Annotated in this window: 14 protein-coding genes; 7 read left to right on the forward strand and 7 right to left on the reverse strand. The window is 61.0% G+C overall.

The features are described from left to right. Positions 1-100 precede the first annotated feature (100 nt). Both ACQKP2_RS10200 and ACQKP2_RS10205 read right to left on the reverse strand, forming a co-directional pair. On the reverse strand, positions 101-934 hold the full coding sequence (locus ACQKP2_RS10200) for an aldo/keto reductase (protein ID WP_427576145.1): 834 nt from the start codon (positions 932-934) through the stop codon (positions 101-103). Continuing rightward, positions 918-2,666, reverse strand: a complete 1,749-nt coding sequence (locus ACQKP2_RS10205; RefSeq protein ID WP_427576146.1) for an FAD-dependent oxidoreductase — start codon at positions 2,664-2,666, stop codon at positions 918-920. The genes ACQKP2_RS10200 and ACQKP2_RS10205 overlap by 17 nt, the downstream gene beginning before the upstream one ends. 173 nt (positions 2,667-2,839) lie before the next feature. Here ACQKP2_RS10205 and ACQKP2_RS10210 point away from each other — a divergent pair, with 173 nt between their 5' ends. The 4 genes from ACQKP2_RS10210 to ACQKP2_RS10225 all read left to right on the forward strand — a co-directional run bounded on the left by ACQKP2_RS10210 (position 2,840) and on the right by ACQKP2_RS10225 (position 6,765). Beyond that, positions 2,840-3,616, forward strand: a complete 777-nt coding sequence (locus ACQKP2_RS10210; RefSeq protein WP_427576147.1) for an IclR family transcriptional regulator — start codon at positions 2,840-2,842, stop codon at positions 3,614-3,616. Positions 3,617-3,869: 253 nt separating this feature from the next. Next, positions 3,870-4,925 (forward strand): Gfo/Idh/MocA family protein, encoded by a 1,056-nt coding sequence (locus ACQKP2_RS10215; RefSeq protein WP_427576148.1) that lies wholly within the window; start codon positions 3,870-3,872, stop codon positions 4,923-4,925. 2 nt (positions 4,926-4,927) lie between these two features. After that, positions 4,928-5,743, forward strand: coding sequence for a sugar phosphate isomerase/epimerase family protein (locus tag ACQKP2_RS10220; protein WP_427576149.1), 816 nt, complete (start codon positions 4,928-4,930; stop codon positions 5,741-5,743). Positions 5,744-5,886: 143 nt separating this feature from the next. Next, positions 5,887-6,765, forward strand: coding sequence for a DMT family transporter (locus ACQKP2_RS10225; protein ID WP_427576150.1), 879 nt, complete (start codon positions 5,887-5,889; stop codon positions 6,763-6,765). A gap of 128 nt (positions 6,766-6,893) precedes the next feature. On the opposite strand, the gene ACQKP2_RS10230 is transcribed toward ACQKP2_RS10225, so the two are convergent. Both ACQKP2_RS10230 and ACQKP2_RS10235 read right to left on the reverse strand, forming a co-directional pair. Beyond that, on the reverse strand, positions 6,894-8,207 hold the full coding sequence (locus ACQKP2_RS10230) for an MFS transporter (protein ID WP_427576151.1): 1,314 nt from the start codon (positions 8,205-8,207) through the stop codon (positions 6,894-6,896). 381 nt (positions 8,208-8,588) lie between these two features. Further along, on the reverse strand, positions 8,589-8,828 hold the full coding sequence (locus tag ACQKP2_RS10235; RefSeq protein ID WP_427576152.1) for a hypothetical protein: 240 nt from the start codon (positions 8,826-8,828) through the stop codon (positions 8,589-8,591). Here ACQKP2_RS10235 and quiC point away from each other — a divergent pair. Next, complete coding sequence (gene quiC, locus ACQKP2_RS10240; RefSeq protein ID WP_427576153.1) at positions 8,827-10,728, forward strand: 3-dehydroshikimate dehydratase QuiC; 1,902 nt, start codon at positions 8,827-8,829, stop codon at positions 10,726-10,728. The genes ACQKP2_RS10235 and quiC overlap by 2 nt on opposite strands. 102 nt (positions 10,729-10,830) lie before the next feature. Continuing rightward, positions 10,831-11,508 carry a TetR/AcrR family transcriptional regulator gene (locus ACQKP2_RS10245; RefSeq protein WP_427576154.1) on the forward strand — a complete coding sequence of 226 codons (678 nt, stop codon included), beginning with the start codon at positions 10,831-10,833 and terminating at the stop codon, positions 11,506-11,508. Between the two features lie 94 nt (positions 11,509-11,602). Here ACQKP2_RS10245 and ACQKP2_RS10250 read toward each other — a convergent pair whose 3' ends face one another. The 3 genes from ACQKP2_RS10250 to ACQKP2_RS10260 all read right to left on the reverse strand — a co-directional run bounded on the left by ACQKP2_RS10250 (position 11,603) and on the right by ACQKP2_RS10260 (position 13,954). Next, positions 11,603-12,457 carry a shikimate dehydrogenase gene (locus tag ACQKP2_RS10250; RefSeq protein ID WP_427576155.1) on the reverse strand — a complete coding sequence of 285 codons (855 nt, stop codon included), beginning with the start codon at positions 12,455-12,457 and terminating at the stop codon, positions 11,603-11,605. A 5-nt stretch (positions 12,458-12,462) separates the two neighbouring features. Further along, positions 12,463-12,903: a type II 3-dehydroquinate dehydratase gene (gene aroQ, locus ACQKP2_RS10255; protein WP_427576156.1), complete on the reverse strand. Its 441-nt coding sequence runs from the start codon at positions 12,901-12,903 to the stop codon at positions 12,463-12,465. Positions 12,904-13,042: 139 nt separating this feature from the next. Next, the gene (locus ACQKP2_RS10260) at positions 13,043-13,954 is read right to left on the reverse strand and encodes a LysR substrate-binding domain-containing protein (protein WP_427576157.1); all 912 of its coding nucleotides are present in this window, start codon (positions 13,952-13,954) and stop codon (positions 13,043-13,045) included. A gap of 119 nt (positions 13,955-14,073) precedes the next feature. On the opposite strand from ACQKP2_RS10260, the gene ACQKP2_RS10265 reads away from it, so the two are divergent. Continuing rightward, on the forward strand, positions 14,074-14,280 hold the full coding sequence (locus ACQKP2_RS10265) for a tautomerase family protein (protein WP_427576158.1): 207 nt from the start codon (positions 14,074-14,076) through the stop codon (positions 14,278-14,280). The last annotated feature ends 102 nt before the right edge of the window (positions 14,281-14,382 follow it).

A 14,382-nucleotide genomic window follows, 5' to 3' on the forward strand; every position in this document is an offset into this window, starting at 1 on the left:
GAATAACCGCTATGGCCAAGGCGTGAGGTTGAAAACTTGTAAGGGCAGGTAAGGCTGCTCTTTATACGAGTTTTCGTACAGCCTCAGTGGCCGTTTCCGCTTACTCGTCGTATGCGTCCCACACGGGTGCAAAGTCCGGGCTGACCTGGCGCTCGCGCTTGGACAGGCTGGCAATCAGGCGCCGATCCTCATCGTCCAATTGCACATCCAGGGCCGCGAGATTGGCCCGTTGATTGGCCTCGCTGCTGGCCTTGGGAATCGCCGCCACGTTCGGTTGATCCAGCAACCACTTGAGTGCGACCTGCGTTGGCAGCACGCCATGCTTGGCGGCGATCTGCCGGATGGCCGGGATATCGGACACCTTGTTGCGCGCCAGTGGCGAGTAGGCCGTCAGCGCCATGTCGTGTTGACGGGCGTAGTCGAGCAGCGCGTTTTGTCCGAGCAACACGTGGTACTCGACCTGGATCGCTGATAGTGGAATGCCGAACACTTCGACGACTTCGCGCAACAGGGGCAGGGGAAAATTCGCCACGCCGATGTTGCGTGCCAGACCCTGCTCCTTGAACGACGCCAGCGTTTCCAGGGTGCGGGGCAAATTCCAGTCGACGCTGGGCCAATGGATCATGAACAGGTCGACGTAGTCACTGCGCAGGGCCTTGAGACTGCGGTCCATGGAGTGGCGTATGGCGTCGGGCTGTAATTGATCCCACCAGACCTTGCTGGTGACGTGAATCTGCTCACGCGGTGTCGGACTGTTCGCCAGTGCCTGACCGACGGCCTCTTCGTTGTTGTAGGCCGCCGCCGTATCGATGTGTCGATATCCCAGGGCCAGGGCCTGTTCCACGGCACGGGTGCAGTCCTCTCCGAGCATCGGCCAGGTGCCGAGGCCAAGTTTGGGCATGTTCAATCCTTGAGCGTTAACGATGTGCTGCATGGTCGATCTCCTGTTCACAAGCGCTGATTCCTGCAATGTGCCGTGCCGCGATGTAGCCAAATGTCAGTGCCGGGCCGATGTTGATGCCACCCGCGGGGTAGTGCCCGCCCATGATGCTGGCCATGTCGCCGCCCGCCGCATAAAGGCCGGCGATGACCTGTCCGGCGCTGTCGAGCACCTGGGCGTGCCGATTGACCTTGAGTCCGGCAAAGGTGCCGAAGCAACCGGGCTGAACCTTCACGGCATAAAACGGCCCCTGTTCTATCGGTGCGACGCAGGGGTTGGGGTGGTGCAGCGCATCACCCTGCTTGCGGTTGAAGGGCGTCGAGCCTCGGCCGAACTGCGGGTCTTCGCCGTTGCGTGCGTGGCGGTTGTAATCCGATACCGTGCTGCGCAAACCCGTCGGATCGATGCCGCAGGCCGAGGCCAGTTCCTCAAGGGTGTTGCCGGTTTTCAGATAGCCGCTGCGGATAAAGGGCGACAGCGGCACCGGAAACGGCCGGGAGATGCCCAGGCCATAGCGGCGCTGGAATCCGTGGCTGCAGATCAGCCAGGAGGCGACTTCCTCGCCGGGCGGCGCAGTAGCGACCATGGCCGTCACGTAGTCGTAGTAACCGTTGGCTTCATTGACGAAGCGCTGGCCGTTGCTTAGAACGCCAATGATGCCGGGTTTGCCGCGCTCGATGATGTGCGGGAAGTGCCCCGTACTGCCGTCGCTGTATCGCACTTGTGAAACCGGCGCCCAGGCGACAGGGGATTGAAGGTCGGTTGCCATTTGGGCGCCGACGCTTTCCCCCAGGCGCAGACCATCACCGGATACGCCCAGCGGCGGCAAGGCCCAATGCTCATGGCCGGTTGGCGTACGCGGGAACAACGCCTTGCGGCGTTCAATGTCATTGGCGAAACCGCCCGCCGCCAGCACCACCGCCTTGCGTGCCTTGATGCGCACCGAGCCTTTGGCGGTACGGACCACGGCGCCGCGTACTTTATGGTGTTCGTGCAGCAATTCGCTGACCGGCGCCGATTCCCAGAGCAGCACGCCGAGGTCGTCGGCCGACTTTGCCAGGCGTGCTACCAGTGCCACACCATTGACCAGATGCATCGCCCGGCCATGCACGGCGAGGTCGAGCAGGTGGCGGGTAAAGCGTCGGGTGACGTGCCAGGCCGCCGACAGCGAACGACTCAGGTTGAGAAAGGCCGTGAGGTCGCTGCCGGCCATGATCGGCATCCCCATGAAAGACGTTTCGCGCATGGTTTTGCGAAGGCGCTTGAGCAATTTGCCGATTTTTCGTGCGTCGTACGGCGCGGCAATCACCGAGCGTCCGCCGGTGCCGGCGCCCGGCGTATCGCCATGAATGTCGGCAATCGCGTTGCCGTCGGAAAATTGCAGCGAAGTGTGTTGTTCGAAGAACGCCACCATCTGCGGGCCGGCCTCGAGAAAGGCGTCGATCATCGCCGGATCAAAATGCTCGCCCAATTCGTGCTTCAAGTAAGTGCGCGGCCGTTCAACGTCTTCGACGATGCCGGCACGCCGGGCCAGGGGATTGCAGGGCACCCAGGCCCAACCGCCGGACCAGGCCGTGGCGCCGCCGAACACCGGGTCCTTCTCGACCACGATGACCTTCAGACCATGCCACGCGGCGGTCACGGCCGCCGATAACCCGGCCGCACCGGAGCCGACAACCAGCACATCGCAATCGATGTCGGGAAGAAAATGCGGTTCGGCAGGCATTGTTCGGACTCCAGTCTTTATTGTTTTGGAATTTGGTTCCAGAAAATATAAAGATCGCATTCGGGCAGGCAAGGGTGCGGCGCGTAAAGTGGGCGGTTATCGGACGGTTGGTTCCAGATTTCTCATCCGAAGGCTTGTCTTTTAGAATCGGCAAAAATTGCGTGGAATCTCCCATGGCCGGCAGTCAGATAGAACGTGTTTTCAGTGTGCTCGAAAGTCTTACCAGCGACCCTCGCGGCTTGCCGATGCAGACCCTGGCCGAGCAACTGGATATCCCCAAGAGCGCCACCCACCGCTTGCTTGCCGAGCTGATCCGCTTGGGTTACGTGCGGCAGAATCCGGAAAACCTGCGCTACCACTTGTCGACCAAACTGGTGGCGATGGGCTTCCGTTACCTGTCGAGCAGCGGTGCCGATATCGTGCAACCGGTACTCGACAGGCTGGCCCAGGAAACCGGTGAACTGGTGCGTCTGGGGGTGATCGAGGGTGAGCGCCAGACCTGGATCGCCAAGTCCCAGGGCGCCCGTTCCGGCCTGCGCTACGACCCGGACATGGGCCGTGATGCGCCACTGTTCTACACCGCTTCCGGGCATGCCTGGCTGGCGTGCATGAGCGACGCCGAAGCCTTGTCGCTGGTGGAACGCCAGGCGGTGGACCGTCCTTTGGAGCTGGGCCCGAACGCACCGCGCTCCAACATCGAATTGCTCGAGCGCCTGCGCCTGGCGCGCGAACAGGGTTACGCCTGTGTCGAGGAAAGCTCGGCGGTGGGCACCTCGGCGATTGCCGCGGTGGTGCGCCATCCCGCCGATGGCCGGGTGATCGGGGTGCTCAGCATCGCCGGGCCGAGTGCGCGGATGCCGGGCGCGCGCCTGCATGAACTGGCGCCGTTGTTGTTGGCGTTTACCGCCGAGTTGTCGGCGGCGAGCGTGGCGTCGGAGCTGTTCAACTAAGACCCCTGCATCCCCCTATTTTTGGCGCCCCCAAATCCGTAGGAGCCAGGCTTGCCGGCGAAGGCGTTTTCGAATGTGCCGCATGACGTCAGGCCGCCTTCGCCGGCAAGCCTGGCTCCTACGGGAATTGGTGGGAGCTCGACAAATTGTGCGTTATTCGAACACTTTTCGTGTTGGTGTATGCAATAAAGTGGAACTCGGTTCTAGATTGTTGGTGTTCACTCTCCGACAATAACCAGAAGAGGACCCCACCATGAGTTCACCCCTTCGCATCGCCCTGATCGGCGCCGGCAATATGGGACAGCAGCATTACCGGCATCTGAAATCACTGACCGAGGCGATCCTGTGCGCGGTGGCCGATCCGGGATCGCAAGCCGCCGCTCTGGCAGAAGAATGGGACGTGGCGTATTTCGCCGACCACTGTCAGATGCTGGAGCAGGCCCGGCCGGACGCGGTCATCGTCGCCAATCCGAACAATCTGCATGTCCAGACCGCGCTTGATTGTCTGGCGGCCGGTGTGCCGGTGCTGCTGGAAAAACCGGTGGGCGTGAACCTCGATGAGGCCCGCGAGCTGGTGGCGGTTTCGAAAGCCACGGGTGTCCCGGTCCTGGTCGGCCATCACCGCCGACACAATCCATTGATCGCTCGCGCCCATGAGCTTGTCCATGGCGGTGCGCTGGGACGCCTGACCACGGTCACGGCGCTCTGGCAATTGCGCAAGCCCGACAGTTACTTCGAAACACCCTGGCGTCGTGAGGCGGGCGCAGGCATGTTGTTGACCAACCTGATTCATGACCTCGATCTGTTGCGGCACTTGTGTGGGGAAGTGGTTCAGGTACAGGCCGTCACCAGCAATGCGATACGCGGATTCGCCAATGAGGACAACGCGGCGGTGCTGCTGCAATTCGACAACGGCGCCCTGGGCAGCATGACCGGCTCCGACGGCGTGGCGGCGCCCTGGAGCTGGGAGCTAGGTTCGGGAGAAAACCCGGTCTACCCGCGACAGGCCGACCAGCCCTGTTATTTGCTGGCAGGCACCGGCGGTGCGCTGAGCATTCCGCAACTCAAGCGCTGGCACTACACCGAAGTCGACGGTGGCTGGCATCAGGTATTGGCGTCGACTCAGGAGCCTGTCACCGCCGATGAAGCCTTGCGTTTGCAGTTGCAGCATTTCGTACGTGTCGCACGCCGGGAGGTCGAGCCGCTGGTGAGTGCCGCCGATGCTGCCCGCACGCTGGCGCTGGTCGAGGCCATACGCCAAGCCGCCGAAACCGGTCGTGCCTGCGCGCCATCCGTGATCGAGGGCTGACCATGAGCAAGCGGATATTTTCCCTGGCCAGCCTGACCGTGCTGGAGTTGTCCCCGCCCGACATGGTCGAGGTGGCGGCCCAGACCGGATACAGCCATGTCGGTTTGCGCTTGGTGCCTGCCACGCCGCAGGAGCACCATTTTGCGTTGGTCGCCGACAGGGATTTACGACGCCGGACCCTGGCGCGTCTGCGCGACACGGGGATCGGTGTGCTGGATGTTGAAATCCTGCGCCTGAAACCGGAAACCGTCGTCGCCGAATTCGAGGAGATTCTGGCGGTGGGCGCCGAGTTTGGCGCCACTGAGCTGCTGGTGGCCGGTAACGATCCCGATGAGTCGCGAATGACGGACAACTTCGCCAGGCTCTGCGATCTGGCGGCGCCCTACGGACTGCATCCGCATCTGGAGTTCATGCCCTGGACCGATGCGCGCAATCTTGAGCAAGCGGTGCGTATCGTGCACAACGCCGCACGTGATAACGCGGCGGTGCTGGTGGACGCGTTTCACTTCGATCGTTCGGGTTCACGGCTGGAAGATCTGGCCAGGGTTGCCCCTTCACGGTTACGGTATGCCCAGTTGTGCGATGTGGCGGGACCCACGCCTGCGGACATGGCCGAGATCTTGCGTCAGGCCCGTAACGAGCGACGTTTTCCAGGCGATGGCGATTGTGATCTGCCGGGGCTGTTGCGCTGTTTGCCGGACAATATTGCACTGAGTCTGGAGATTCCCACGGTGCAATTGCTGGAGCAGGGCGTGAGTGCGCTGGACAGGGCGCAAATGGCGCTGGATAAAACCCTGCAATTGTTGGCACGTATTTGATCTACACCCTTCACCTGTAGGAGCGAGCAAGCTCGCGATGGACGTCAACGATGACGCTGGAAACCAGACACCCAGCGGCGTTCTCCGGTCCATCGCGAGCTTGCTCGCTCCTACAGATTCAAGATGTAAGCAAAGGAACCCCAATGACCGTCAGCACCCCGCTTTCCGGCGTCAATCAGCCCTTCAAAGGGATTTTGCTGATCGTAGTCGCCACCTTCCTGTTCTCCAGCCATGACGCCTTTTCCAAATACCTTTCCGGCTTCTATCCGATTGTGATGGTGGTGTGGGCGCGGTATCTGGTTCACACCTTGCTGATGGCCGGCATCTTTCTTCCGCAATCCGGGCTGCGGGTGCTGCGCACGAAGCGGCCGTTGCTTCAGCTAATCCGGGCGTTGTGTCTGTTGGGCACCAGCCTGTTCTTCACCACAGGGTTGATGTACATCCCGTTGGCTGAAGCCACCTCGGTCAACTTTCTGGCACCGGTGCTGGTCACCGCGCTGTCGGTACCGCTGCTGGGTGAGCGCGTTACGCGTGGGCAATGGCTGGCGGTGACTTGCGGCTTTATCGGGGTGCTGATCATCGTGCACCCCGGTGGTGACTTGTTCACGCCGGCGGTATTGCTGCCGTTTTGCTCGGCGCTGTTTTTCTGTTTCTATCAACTGTTGACCCGCAAGCTCAGCGAGGTCGATAGCCCGACCACCAGCAACTTCTTCGCCGGGGTGTGCAATACCCTGGTGATGAGTGCGCTGGTGCCGTTCTTCTGGAAAACACCTGACCTGGTCCACGGGGCGATGATGCTGGCGCTGGGTGCCTGCGGGATGACGGCGCATCTGTTCCTGACCCAGGCTTTTCGTCTGGCGGCACCGGCCTTGTTGGCCCCCTTCAGCTATTGCCAGATCGTGTTTGCCGGCCTGTTGGGCTGGTTTCTGTTTTCCCATACCCCGACCCTGACCACCGTGATCGGCATCGCCGTGATTTGTTGCAGCGGCCTGGCGGCGGCGTGGCAGCAAAGTCGCCGCTAAAAACTGTGGGAGCGAGCCTGCTCCGGGCGGCGATCCGACGAAGGCGATGTATCAGACAACATCAAGGTTGAATGACAGTCCGCTATCGCGAGCAGGCTCGCTCCCACAAGGGGTATTGCGCCGGGCTTTTACTCTGTGACGGTCGGGATCTTGCGCGGTGCCATGAAGTACATCCAGGTCAGTGCGATGAAGTACATCGCCGGAATCAGGGTGAACAGCACGGTGTAGTTGTTGTTGGTGACCGTCAGGATGTGGCCGACGATCTGGGTCATGAACATCCCGCCAATCGCAGCGCACATGCCGCCGAAGCCGAACACCGTACTCATCATGTGCTTGGGCGTGTAGTCCATCACTAGGCTCCAGATGTTCGCGGTCCAGGCCTGGTGCGCGCCGATGGCCAGGGAAATGGCGAACACGGCGATCCACAGGTTGCTGGAGCCGGCCGCCATGACGACGCCGATGATGCAGCAGGCGAACAGGAACATGGACAGCAGCCGCGCCTTGATCGGGTTGACGCCGCGACCGATCAGGAACGAGGACAGGATCCCGCCGCCGACACTGCCGAAGTCGGCCGTCATGTAGATGATGATCAGTGGAATGCCCATCTGGGTCACGTTGATGCCCAGGTTGTATTGCTGGTTGAGGAACGGCGGCAGCCAGTACAGGTAGAACCAGAACACCGGCGCGGTCATCGAGTAGGCCAGGGCGAAGGCCCAGGTGCCGCGCATGCGCAAGATTCGCGAGAACGGTACGCGGGCTTGTTCCGGTTCGACTTCGTTCTGGATGTAGTCCAGTTCTGTCTGTTTGACGCGCGGGTGGTCTTCCGGGTTGAAGTATTTCAAGCCCCAGAGCACCAGCCAGAGGCCACCCAGCCCCGACATGCACAGAAACGCGGCCTGCCAGCCCCAGGCATGCAGGATCAGCGGCAGCAACATCGGGGTGAACATTGCGCCGACGTTGGTCCCGGCGTTGAAAATCCCGGTGGCCACCGCGCGCTCGCCGGCCGGGAACCACAGGCGCGTGGTTTTCACGCAGGCCGGGTAGTTGGCGGCTTCGGTCAAGCCGAGGATGAAGCGGCAGACCATGAACCCGGCCGCCGAAGTGGCCAAGCCGTGAGCACCGGTCGCCAGGCTCCAGAGCAGTACCGCGCAGAAGAACACGCGCTTGACCCCGACCCGGTCGATCAAGCGGCCTTGCAGCACGAAACCGATGGCGTAGCCGACCTGGAACCAGAAGTTGATGTTGGCGTAGTCCATCGCCGTCCAGCTCATTTCCTTGGCGAGGATCGGCTGCATGACACCGAGCGCGGCGCGGTCGATGTAGTTCAGGGTGGTGGCGAAGAACACCAGCGCCAGCATGCCCCAACGGGTTTTGCCGACGGCCATGGCACCGCGGATCTTGTCGCCGATACCGCCAGTGGCGGTGCTCATGGCCGGGGCCATGCGGGAGCTTTCCGTTTGAGAACTCTGAGTAGGAAACATGTGTGCCATCCGTTCAATGACTGACAAGCGAGGCTCGTCTGGACTTCAAGGGCGCGTGATCAATCGCTGGCGGCGGACGCGAAAGGATCGATCGGCTGTTGTTCGTCGACTGACGGTTATTCAGCGAGCGGCACGGTAATGCCAGCGGTGCGCGAGGTTCGGATGGACGCCAGGCAAGGCGTAATGACGGTGGTTGGAGCGAGCAAGGCGTTGAATGAGCGCATGAGCGTATACCCGTTTTTTGAAATTTTTATGTGGTGTTCTGGGTCGTTATCAACCGGGATCGGCCATTGAAGATCGGACCCGATGTGGTGTTGATGTTGCGCAGTGAACAAAAAATCGTCAATTCGCCAACGACCATTTTGTTCGATAATCGAACACAAAACTAACCGGATAGTACACTTTGCATTGCTGTGGAGCATCTTGCAGCCAATAATTCACCTCAAGATAAACGCAATACCTGTAGGAGCACGGCTTGCCGGCGATGGCGTCAATGAAATCGCCATCATCCGTAAGCAGTGCCCCGACAAACAGCGTGCGATGCCCCAACAAGAATGTCCCCAGCCCCGGGAGTCGAAACATGCAGCGTTCCATTGCCACCGTATCCTTGAGCGGTACTCTGCCGGAAAAGCTCGAAGCCATCGCCGCCGCCGGGTTCGACGGCGTGGAAATCTTCGAGAACGATCTTCTCTACTACGATGGCAGCCCACGGGAAATCAGGCAGATGTGCGCTGATCTGGGCATCGCCATCACGCTTTTCCAACCCTTCCGGGATTTCGAAGGCTGCCGTCGCGACCGCTTGCCGCGCAACCTGGAGCGGGCGGAGCGCAAGTTCGACCTGATGCAGGAGCTGGGCACCGACCTGGTGCTGGTGTGCAGCAACGCTTCGGCCGACTCGATCGGCGATGAACAAATTCTGGTCGACGACTTGCGCCTGCTGGCCGAGCGCGCTGGCGCGCGTGGGCTGCGCATTGGCTACGAGGCGCTGGCCTGGGGCCGACATGTGAACACGTATCAACAGGTGTGGAACATCGTCCGGCAGGCCGATCATCCGAACCTCGGGGTGCTGCTCGACAGCTTTCACACGCTGTCGCTCAAGGGCGACCCGAGTGCCATCGCCGAGATTCCCGGCGACAAGATTTTCTTCGTGCAAATGGCCGACGCACCGATTCTGGCCATGGATGTGCTGGAGTGGAGCCGGCACTTCCGCTGTTTCCCCGGCCAGGGTGAGTTCGACTTGCCGGGTTTCCTCGCCCCGATCATCAAGAGCGGCTACAGCGGGCCGTTGTCGCTGGAGATTTTCAACGACGGTTTCCGCGCCGCGCCGCCTCGGGCCAACGCCGCCGACGGCTTGCGCTCGCTGCTGTATCTGGAAGAGAAAACCCGCCAGCGACTGGCGCAGGAAACTCAAGCCTCGAACAACCTCGACATCCTGTTCGAGACGCCGAAGGCCAGCGAGTACAACGGTGTCGAGTTTCTCGAATTCGCCGTGGACGAAAGCCTTGGCGCCAAGCTCTCCCATTGGCTGGAGCGGCTGGGGTTCGTCAAGGCTGGCCAGCATCGCTCCAAGAGTGTCAGTTTGCTGCGTCAGGGCGATATCAACCTGATCCTCAACTCCGAGCCTTACTCGTTCGGCCACAGTTTTTTCGAGGCACACGGTCCGTCGCTGTGCGCCACCGCTGTGCGGGTCAAGGACAGTGCCAGCGCTCTGGCTCGTGCTGTCGCGTATAAAGGCCAGCCTTATCGCGGGCTGGTCGGCCCCAATGAACTGGAGCTGGCCGCCGTGCGTGCGCCAGATGGCAGCCTGATTTACCTGGTGGACCAGCACGCCGACGTCTATGGCACGGACTTCAACCTGCTGCCCGGCGCGGTGAGCAGCGGTGGTCTCAAGCGAATCGACCACATGGCCATGGCGCTGCCCGCCGACAGCCTCGACAGTTGGGTGCTGTTCTACAAGAGTCTGCTGGACTTCGAGGCCGATGACGAGGTGGTCCTGCCCGATCCCTATGGGCTGGTGAAAAGCCGTGCGCTACGTAGTCGCGACAGTTCGATCCGCTTGCCGCTGAACATTTCCGAGAACCGCAACACCGCGATCTCACATGCGTTGTCGAGTTATCGCGGCTCTGGCGTCCATCACATTGCCTTCGATTGCGATGACATCTTCGCCCAGGTCAGCCGCGCGAAAGAGGCGGGCGTCCCGCTGCTGGATATTCCGCTCAACTATTACGATGACCTGGCTGCGCGCTTTGATTTCGACGATGAGTTCCTTAGCGAACTGGCCTATTTCAACGTGCTGTACGACCGCGATGCCCAGGGCGGCGAGCTGTTCCACGTGTATACCGAGCCGTTCGAAGGGCGGTTTTTCTTCGAGATCATCCAGCGCAAGAACGGCTATGCCGGTTACGGGGCGGCCAACGTTGCGGTGCGACTGGCGGCCATGGCCAAGTCCCGAAGTGGCGGCGTACGTCAGGCAAAGTTGTAGGAAAATGGTAAAGCGGCCGACAAACCGTTGCCGCACGGCTTCCTTCGCTGTGCGGCGCGGCTCATAATCGCCCGCTTGTGCAGTGATGGCCGTGAGCCCGCAATGACAATGACATCAGAACTCCCCGCAGCGTCCGGCCAACCGGCTCCCGAGCCGCGCAAGAGTCGCAAGAACAATCCGGAAAAGACCCGCGACAACATCCTCCAGGAAGCGATTGTCGAGTTCGTTCAACAGGGCCTTTCCGGCGCGCGCGTCGATGCCATCGCCGAGCGTATCCACACCTCCAAACGCATGATCTATTACTACTTCGGCAGTAAGGAACAGCTCTACGTCGAGGTGCTGGAGAAGCTCTACGGTGACATCCGCAACACGGAAAACCGCCTGCATCTGGCTGAGCTGGCGCCGGTGGAGGCGATTCGGCGCCTGGTGGAGTTCACCTTCGATCACCATGACCGCAACGTCGATTTTGTGCGCATCGTCAGCATCGAGAACATTCACAACGCCGAATACGTAAAGCGTTCCGATGCGATCAAGGCGATGAACAACACCATCCTCGATTCACTGGGCGAGATTTTGCGTCGCGGTGCCGAGACAGGCGTGTTCCGCGCCGGCCTCGATCCGCTGGATGTGCATTTGCTGATCAGTTCGTTCTGTTTCTATCGCGTGTCGAACCGCCACACCTTTGGCGAGATTTTCCAGATCGACCTGCCGGACGAAAGCATCAAGCAACGTCATCGCCAGATGATCTGCGAGTCGGTCCTGCGCTACCTGCAAGCCTGATCTGATTCATCCGGTGTAGGAGCCAGGCTTGCCGGCGAACCCGACCCACCGTGTCGCCAGGTTCGCCGGCAAGCCTGGCTCCTACAGATTCGCGTCAGGTATTCATGCTCTGAAAATGCGCCAGCATCCGCTGGGCATCCGGCACCACGCCGCTGAACAGTTCGAATGCCTTGACCGCCTGGAACACCGCCATGTTGCCACCGTCCAGCGTCCGGCATCCCAGGGCGCGGGCGTTGCGCAGCAGTTCGGTTTCCAGCGGAAAGTAAACAATCTCCGCCACCCATAATTGCGGTCGGAGCAGTTCGACGGGCACCGGCATGCCCGGCAGTTTTTTCATGCCCATCGGCGTGGTGTTCACCAGGCCATTGGCCTGTGCCAGGGCCAGTGCCAAGTCATGACCCGCCACCGCGCGACCGCTGCCGAAATGTTGGTTGAGGTTGTCGGCCAGGCTTTGGGCGCGGCTGATGTCCACATCGAAAATGCTCAGTTGCTGCACGCCCTCGATCAATAGGGCGTGGGCAACGGCGGCGCCGGCACCACCGGCGCCCATCTGTACGACCCGTTCAAGGGCAACGCCTTGCAAACCCCGACGAAAACCTTCTGCAAACCCCAGGCAATCGGTGTTGTGGCCGATGCGTTTGCCGTCCTTGAGCACCACGGTATTGACGGCGCCAATGCCCCGGGCTTCCGGCGACAGTTCATCGAGCAGCGGGATGATCGCCTGCTTGCACGGAAAGGTGATGTTCAGCCCGGTGAAGTTCATGCGCTCGGCGGCCATCAACAGGTCGGGCAGGGCATCGCAGTCGAGTTGCAGCTGATCGAGGTCGATCAGGCGATAGAGGTATCGCAAGCCTTGGGCATCGCCCTCGTGTTCGTGCAACGCCGGAGTGCGTGACGCCTGGATGCCGGCACCGATCAGTCCGGCCAATACCCTGTTGGTCTGGTTCACGATGTTCACCCTTTCAGACGCTGGCTGAAATGTTCAAGGGCCAGGCGATAGCCATGGCTGCCAAACCCGGCCAGTACCGCGGTGGCGATGCCTGACACGAAGGAGTGATGGCGGAAAGGCTCGCGAGCGTGGACGTTGGACAAGTGCACTTCGATCACCGGCAGTTCGCTGGCAACCAGGGCATCGCGTATCGCCACCGACGTGTGAGTCCAGGCGGCGGGGTTGATCACGATTCCGGCGCAGCGGCCGCGGGCGGTGTGAATCCAGTCGAGCAGTTCGCCCTCATGGTTGGTCTGGCGAAATTCGACCTTCAGGCCGAATTCTTCGGCGGCGGCGCCGCACAGCGCAGAAATGTCAGCCAGGGTTTCGTGGCCGTAAGTCGCCGGTTCACGAGTGCCGAGCAGGTTCAGATTCGGGCCGTTGAGCACCAGAATGATGGGGGCCATCAGTGTTTCTCCACTTATTGTTTTTGGCATTGGCCGAGGTTTTCAGCCTGTGGAGATAAATTGTACTAGATGGTTAATTTGGTCAATTGAAGGGGCGACGCCCCGGCGTATTGTGTGCGGTGATCGGACGGTTTCGCCTTTATCGCGGTAGGTGTTCCAACAGGAAATCGATGAACGCGCGCAGGCGCAGCGGCATGTGGCGGCTCTGTGGATAGAGCAGGGTGAAGGGGCGCGAGCGACCGCCGAAAGGTTTGAGCACTTCCACCAGCGAGCCATCGGCCAGTTCTTTCTCGACGATAAAGCGATAGGTCTGGAACAGCCCCGCACCGTTTTTCGCCAGCGTCACGCCACCCAGCACATCGTCGGAACAGCAGAAATTGCTTTCGGCCAGGATCTCGCGCTGCTCACCCTTGTCATTGAACAACCAGGCGATACGCCGGCCGCTGCTGGGCAGTTCGTACTGTATGCATTCGTGGTGCTGCAAATCGTCGAGGGTTTGCGGAGTGCCGGCCTGCTTGAGGTAATCGGGGCTGGCAATCATCACCAGCGCGGCGTCTTCCAGATGCCGTGCGATCAGGCCGGAATCGGGAATCGCCCGCACGCGAATCGCCATGTCATAACCTTCACCGACGAAATCGATGTTGCGGTTACTGATGTGCGACTCGACCTTGACCGCCGGAAAGCGCGCACGAAAGGCCGGCAACAACGGCAGGATCCGATGATGGGCGTAAGTGGTCGGAATGCTGATGCGCAAGGTGCCGGACGGCACTTGCTGCTGGCCCATGACTTCGCGCTGGGCTTCGACCAGTTGCGCCAGTGCCTGGCGGCATTCTTCGTAATAGCGCCGACCGCTGTCGGTCAGCTTGACGCTGCGGGTAGTGCGTGCAAAAAGTCGTACGCCCAGGCGTTCTTCCATGCGCGACACCGATCGGCTGACCGCAGCAGGCGTGACACCCGCCACCAGCGCCGCCGCGGTAAAGCTGCCGGCCTCGGCGGCCAGACAAAACAGCTCGATGCTGCCCAACTGAAGATCGTCGAATTGTCGCTGCATGATTGATTACACCGGGGATCGAATTAAGTGCATTAACCCGTATTTATCAGATGCCGGCACACAGATACAGTGAGCGCCATTGGTCAGCCTTTCTTCATCAGCCCAGCAGGAGAAGCAGCATGCCTTTCGTCAGCGTACGTATCACCCGTGATGGTGTTACCCGGGAGCAGAAAGCCCAGGTCATCGCCGAAATTACCGAGACCTTGCAACGCGTCCTCGGCAAGCCGCCGGAGCTGACCCACATCGTGATCGAAGAAATCGACACCGATAACTGGGGCTACAAGGGCATTACCACGACCGAGTATCGAAACAATCAATCTGGCTGAAACCCTGTAGGAGCGAGCAGGCTCGCGATGGTCGTCAACGATAACGCTGGCAACTTGATTCCCCGCGGTGGCCGGGCGTTCATCGCGAGCGTGCTCGCTCCT

Source organism: Pseudomonas sp. NPDC089569 (genome assembly GCF_050280625.1).
In the GTDB taxonomy this organism is placed as follows: Bacteria; Pseudomonadota; Gammaproteobacteria; order Pseudomonadales; family Pseudomonadaceae; genus Aquipseudomonas.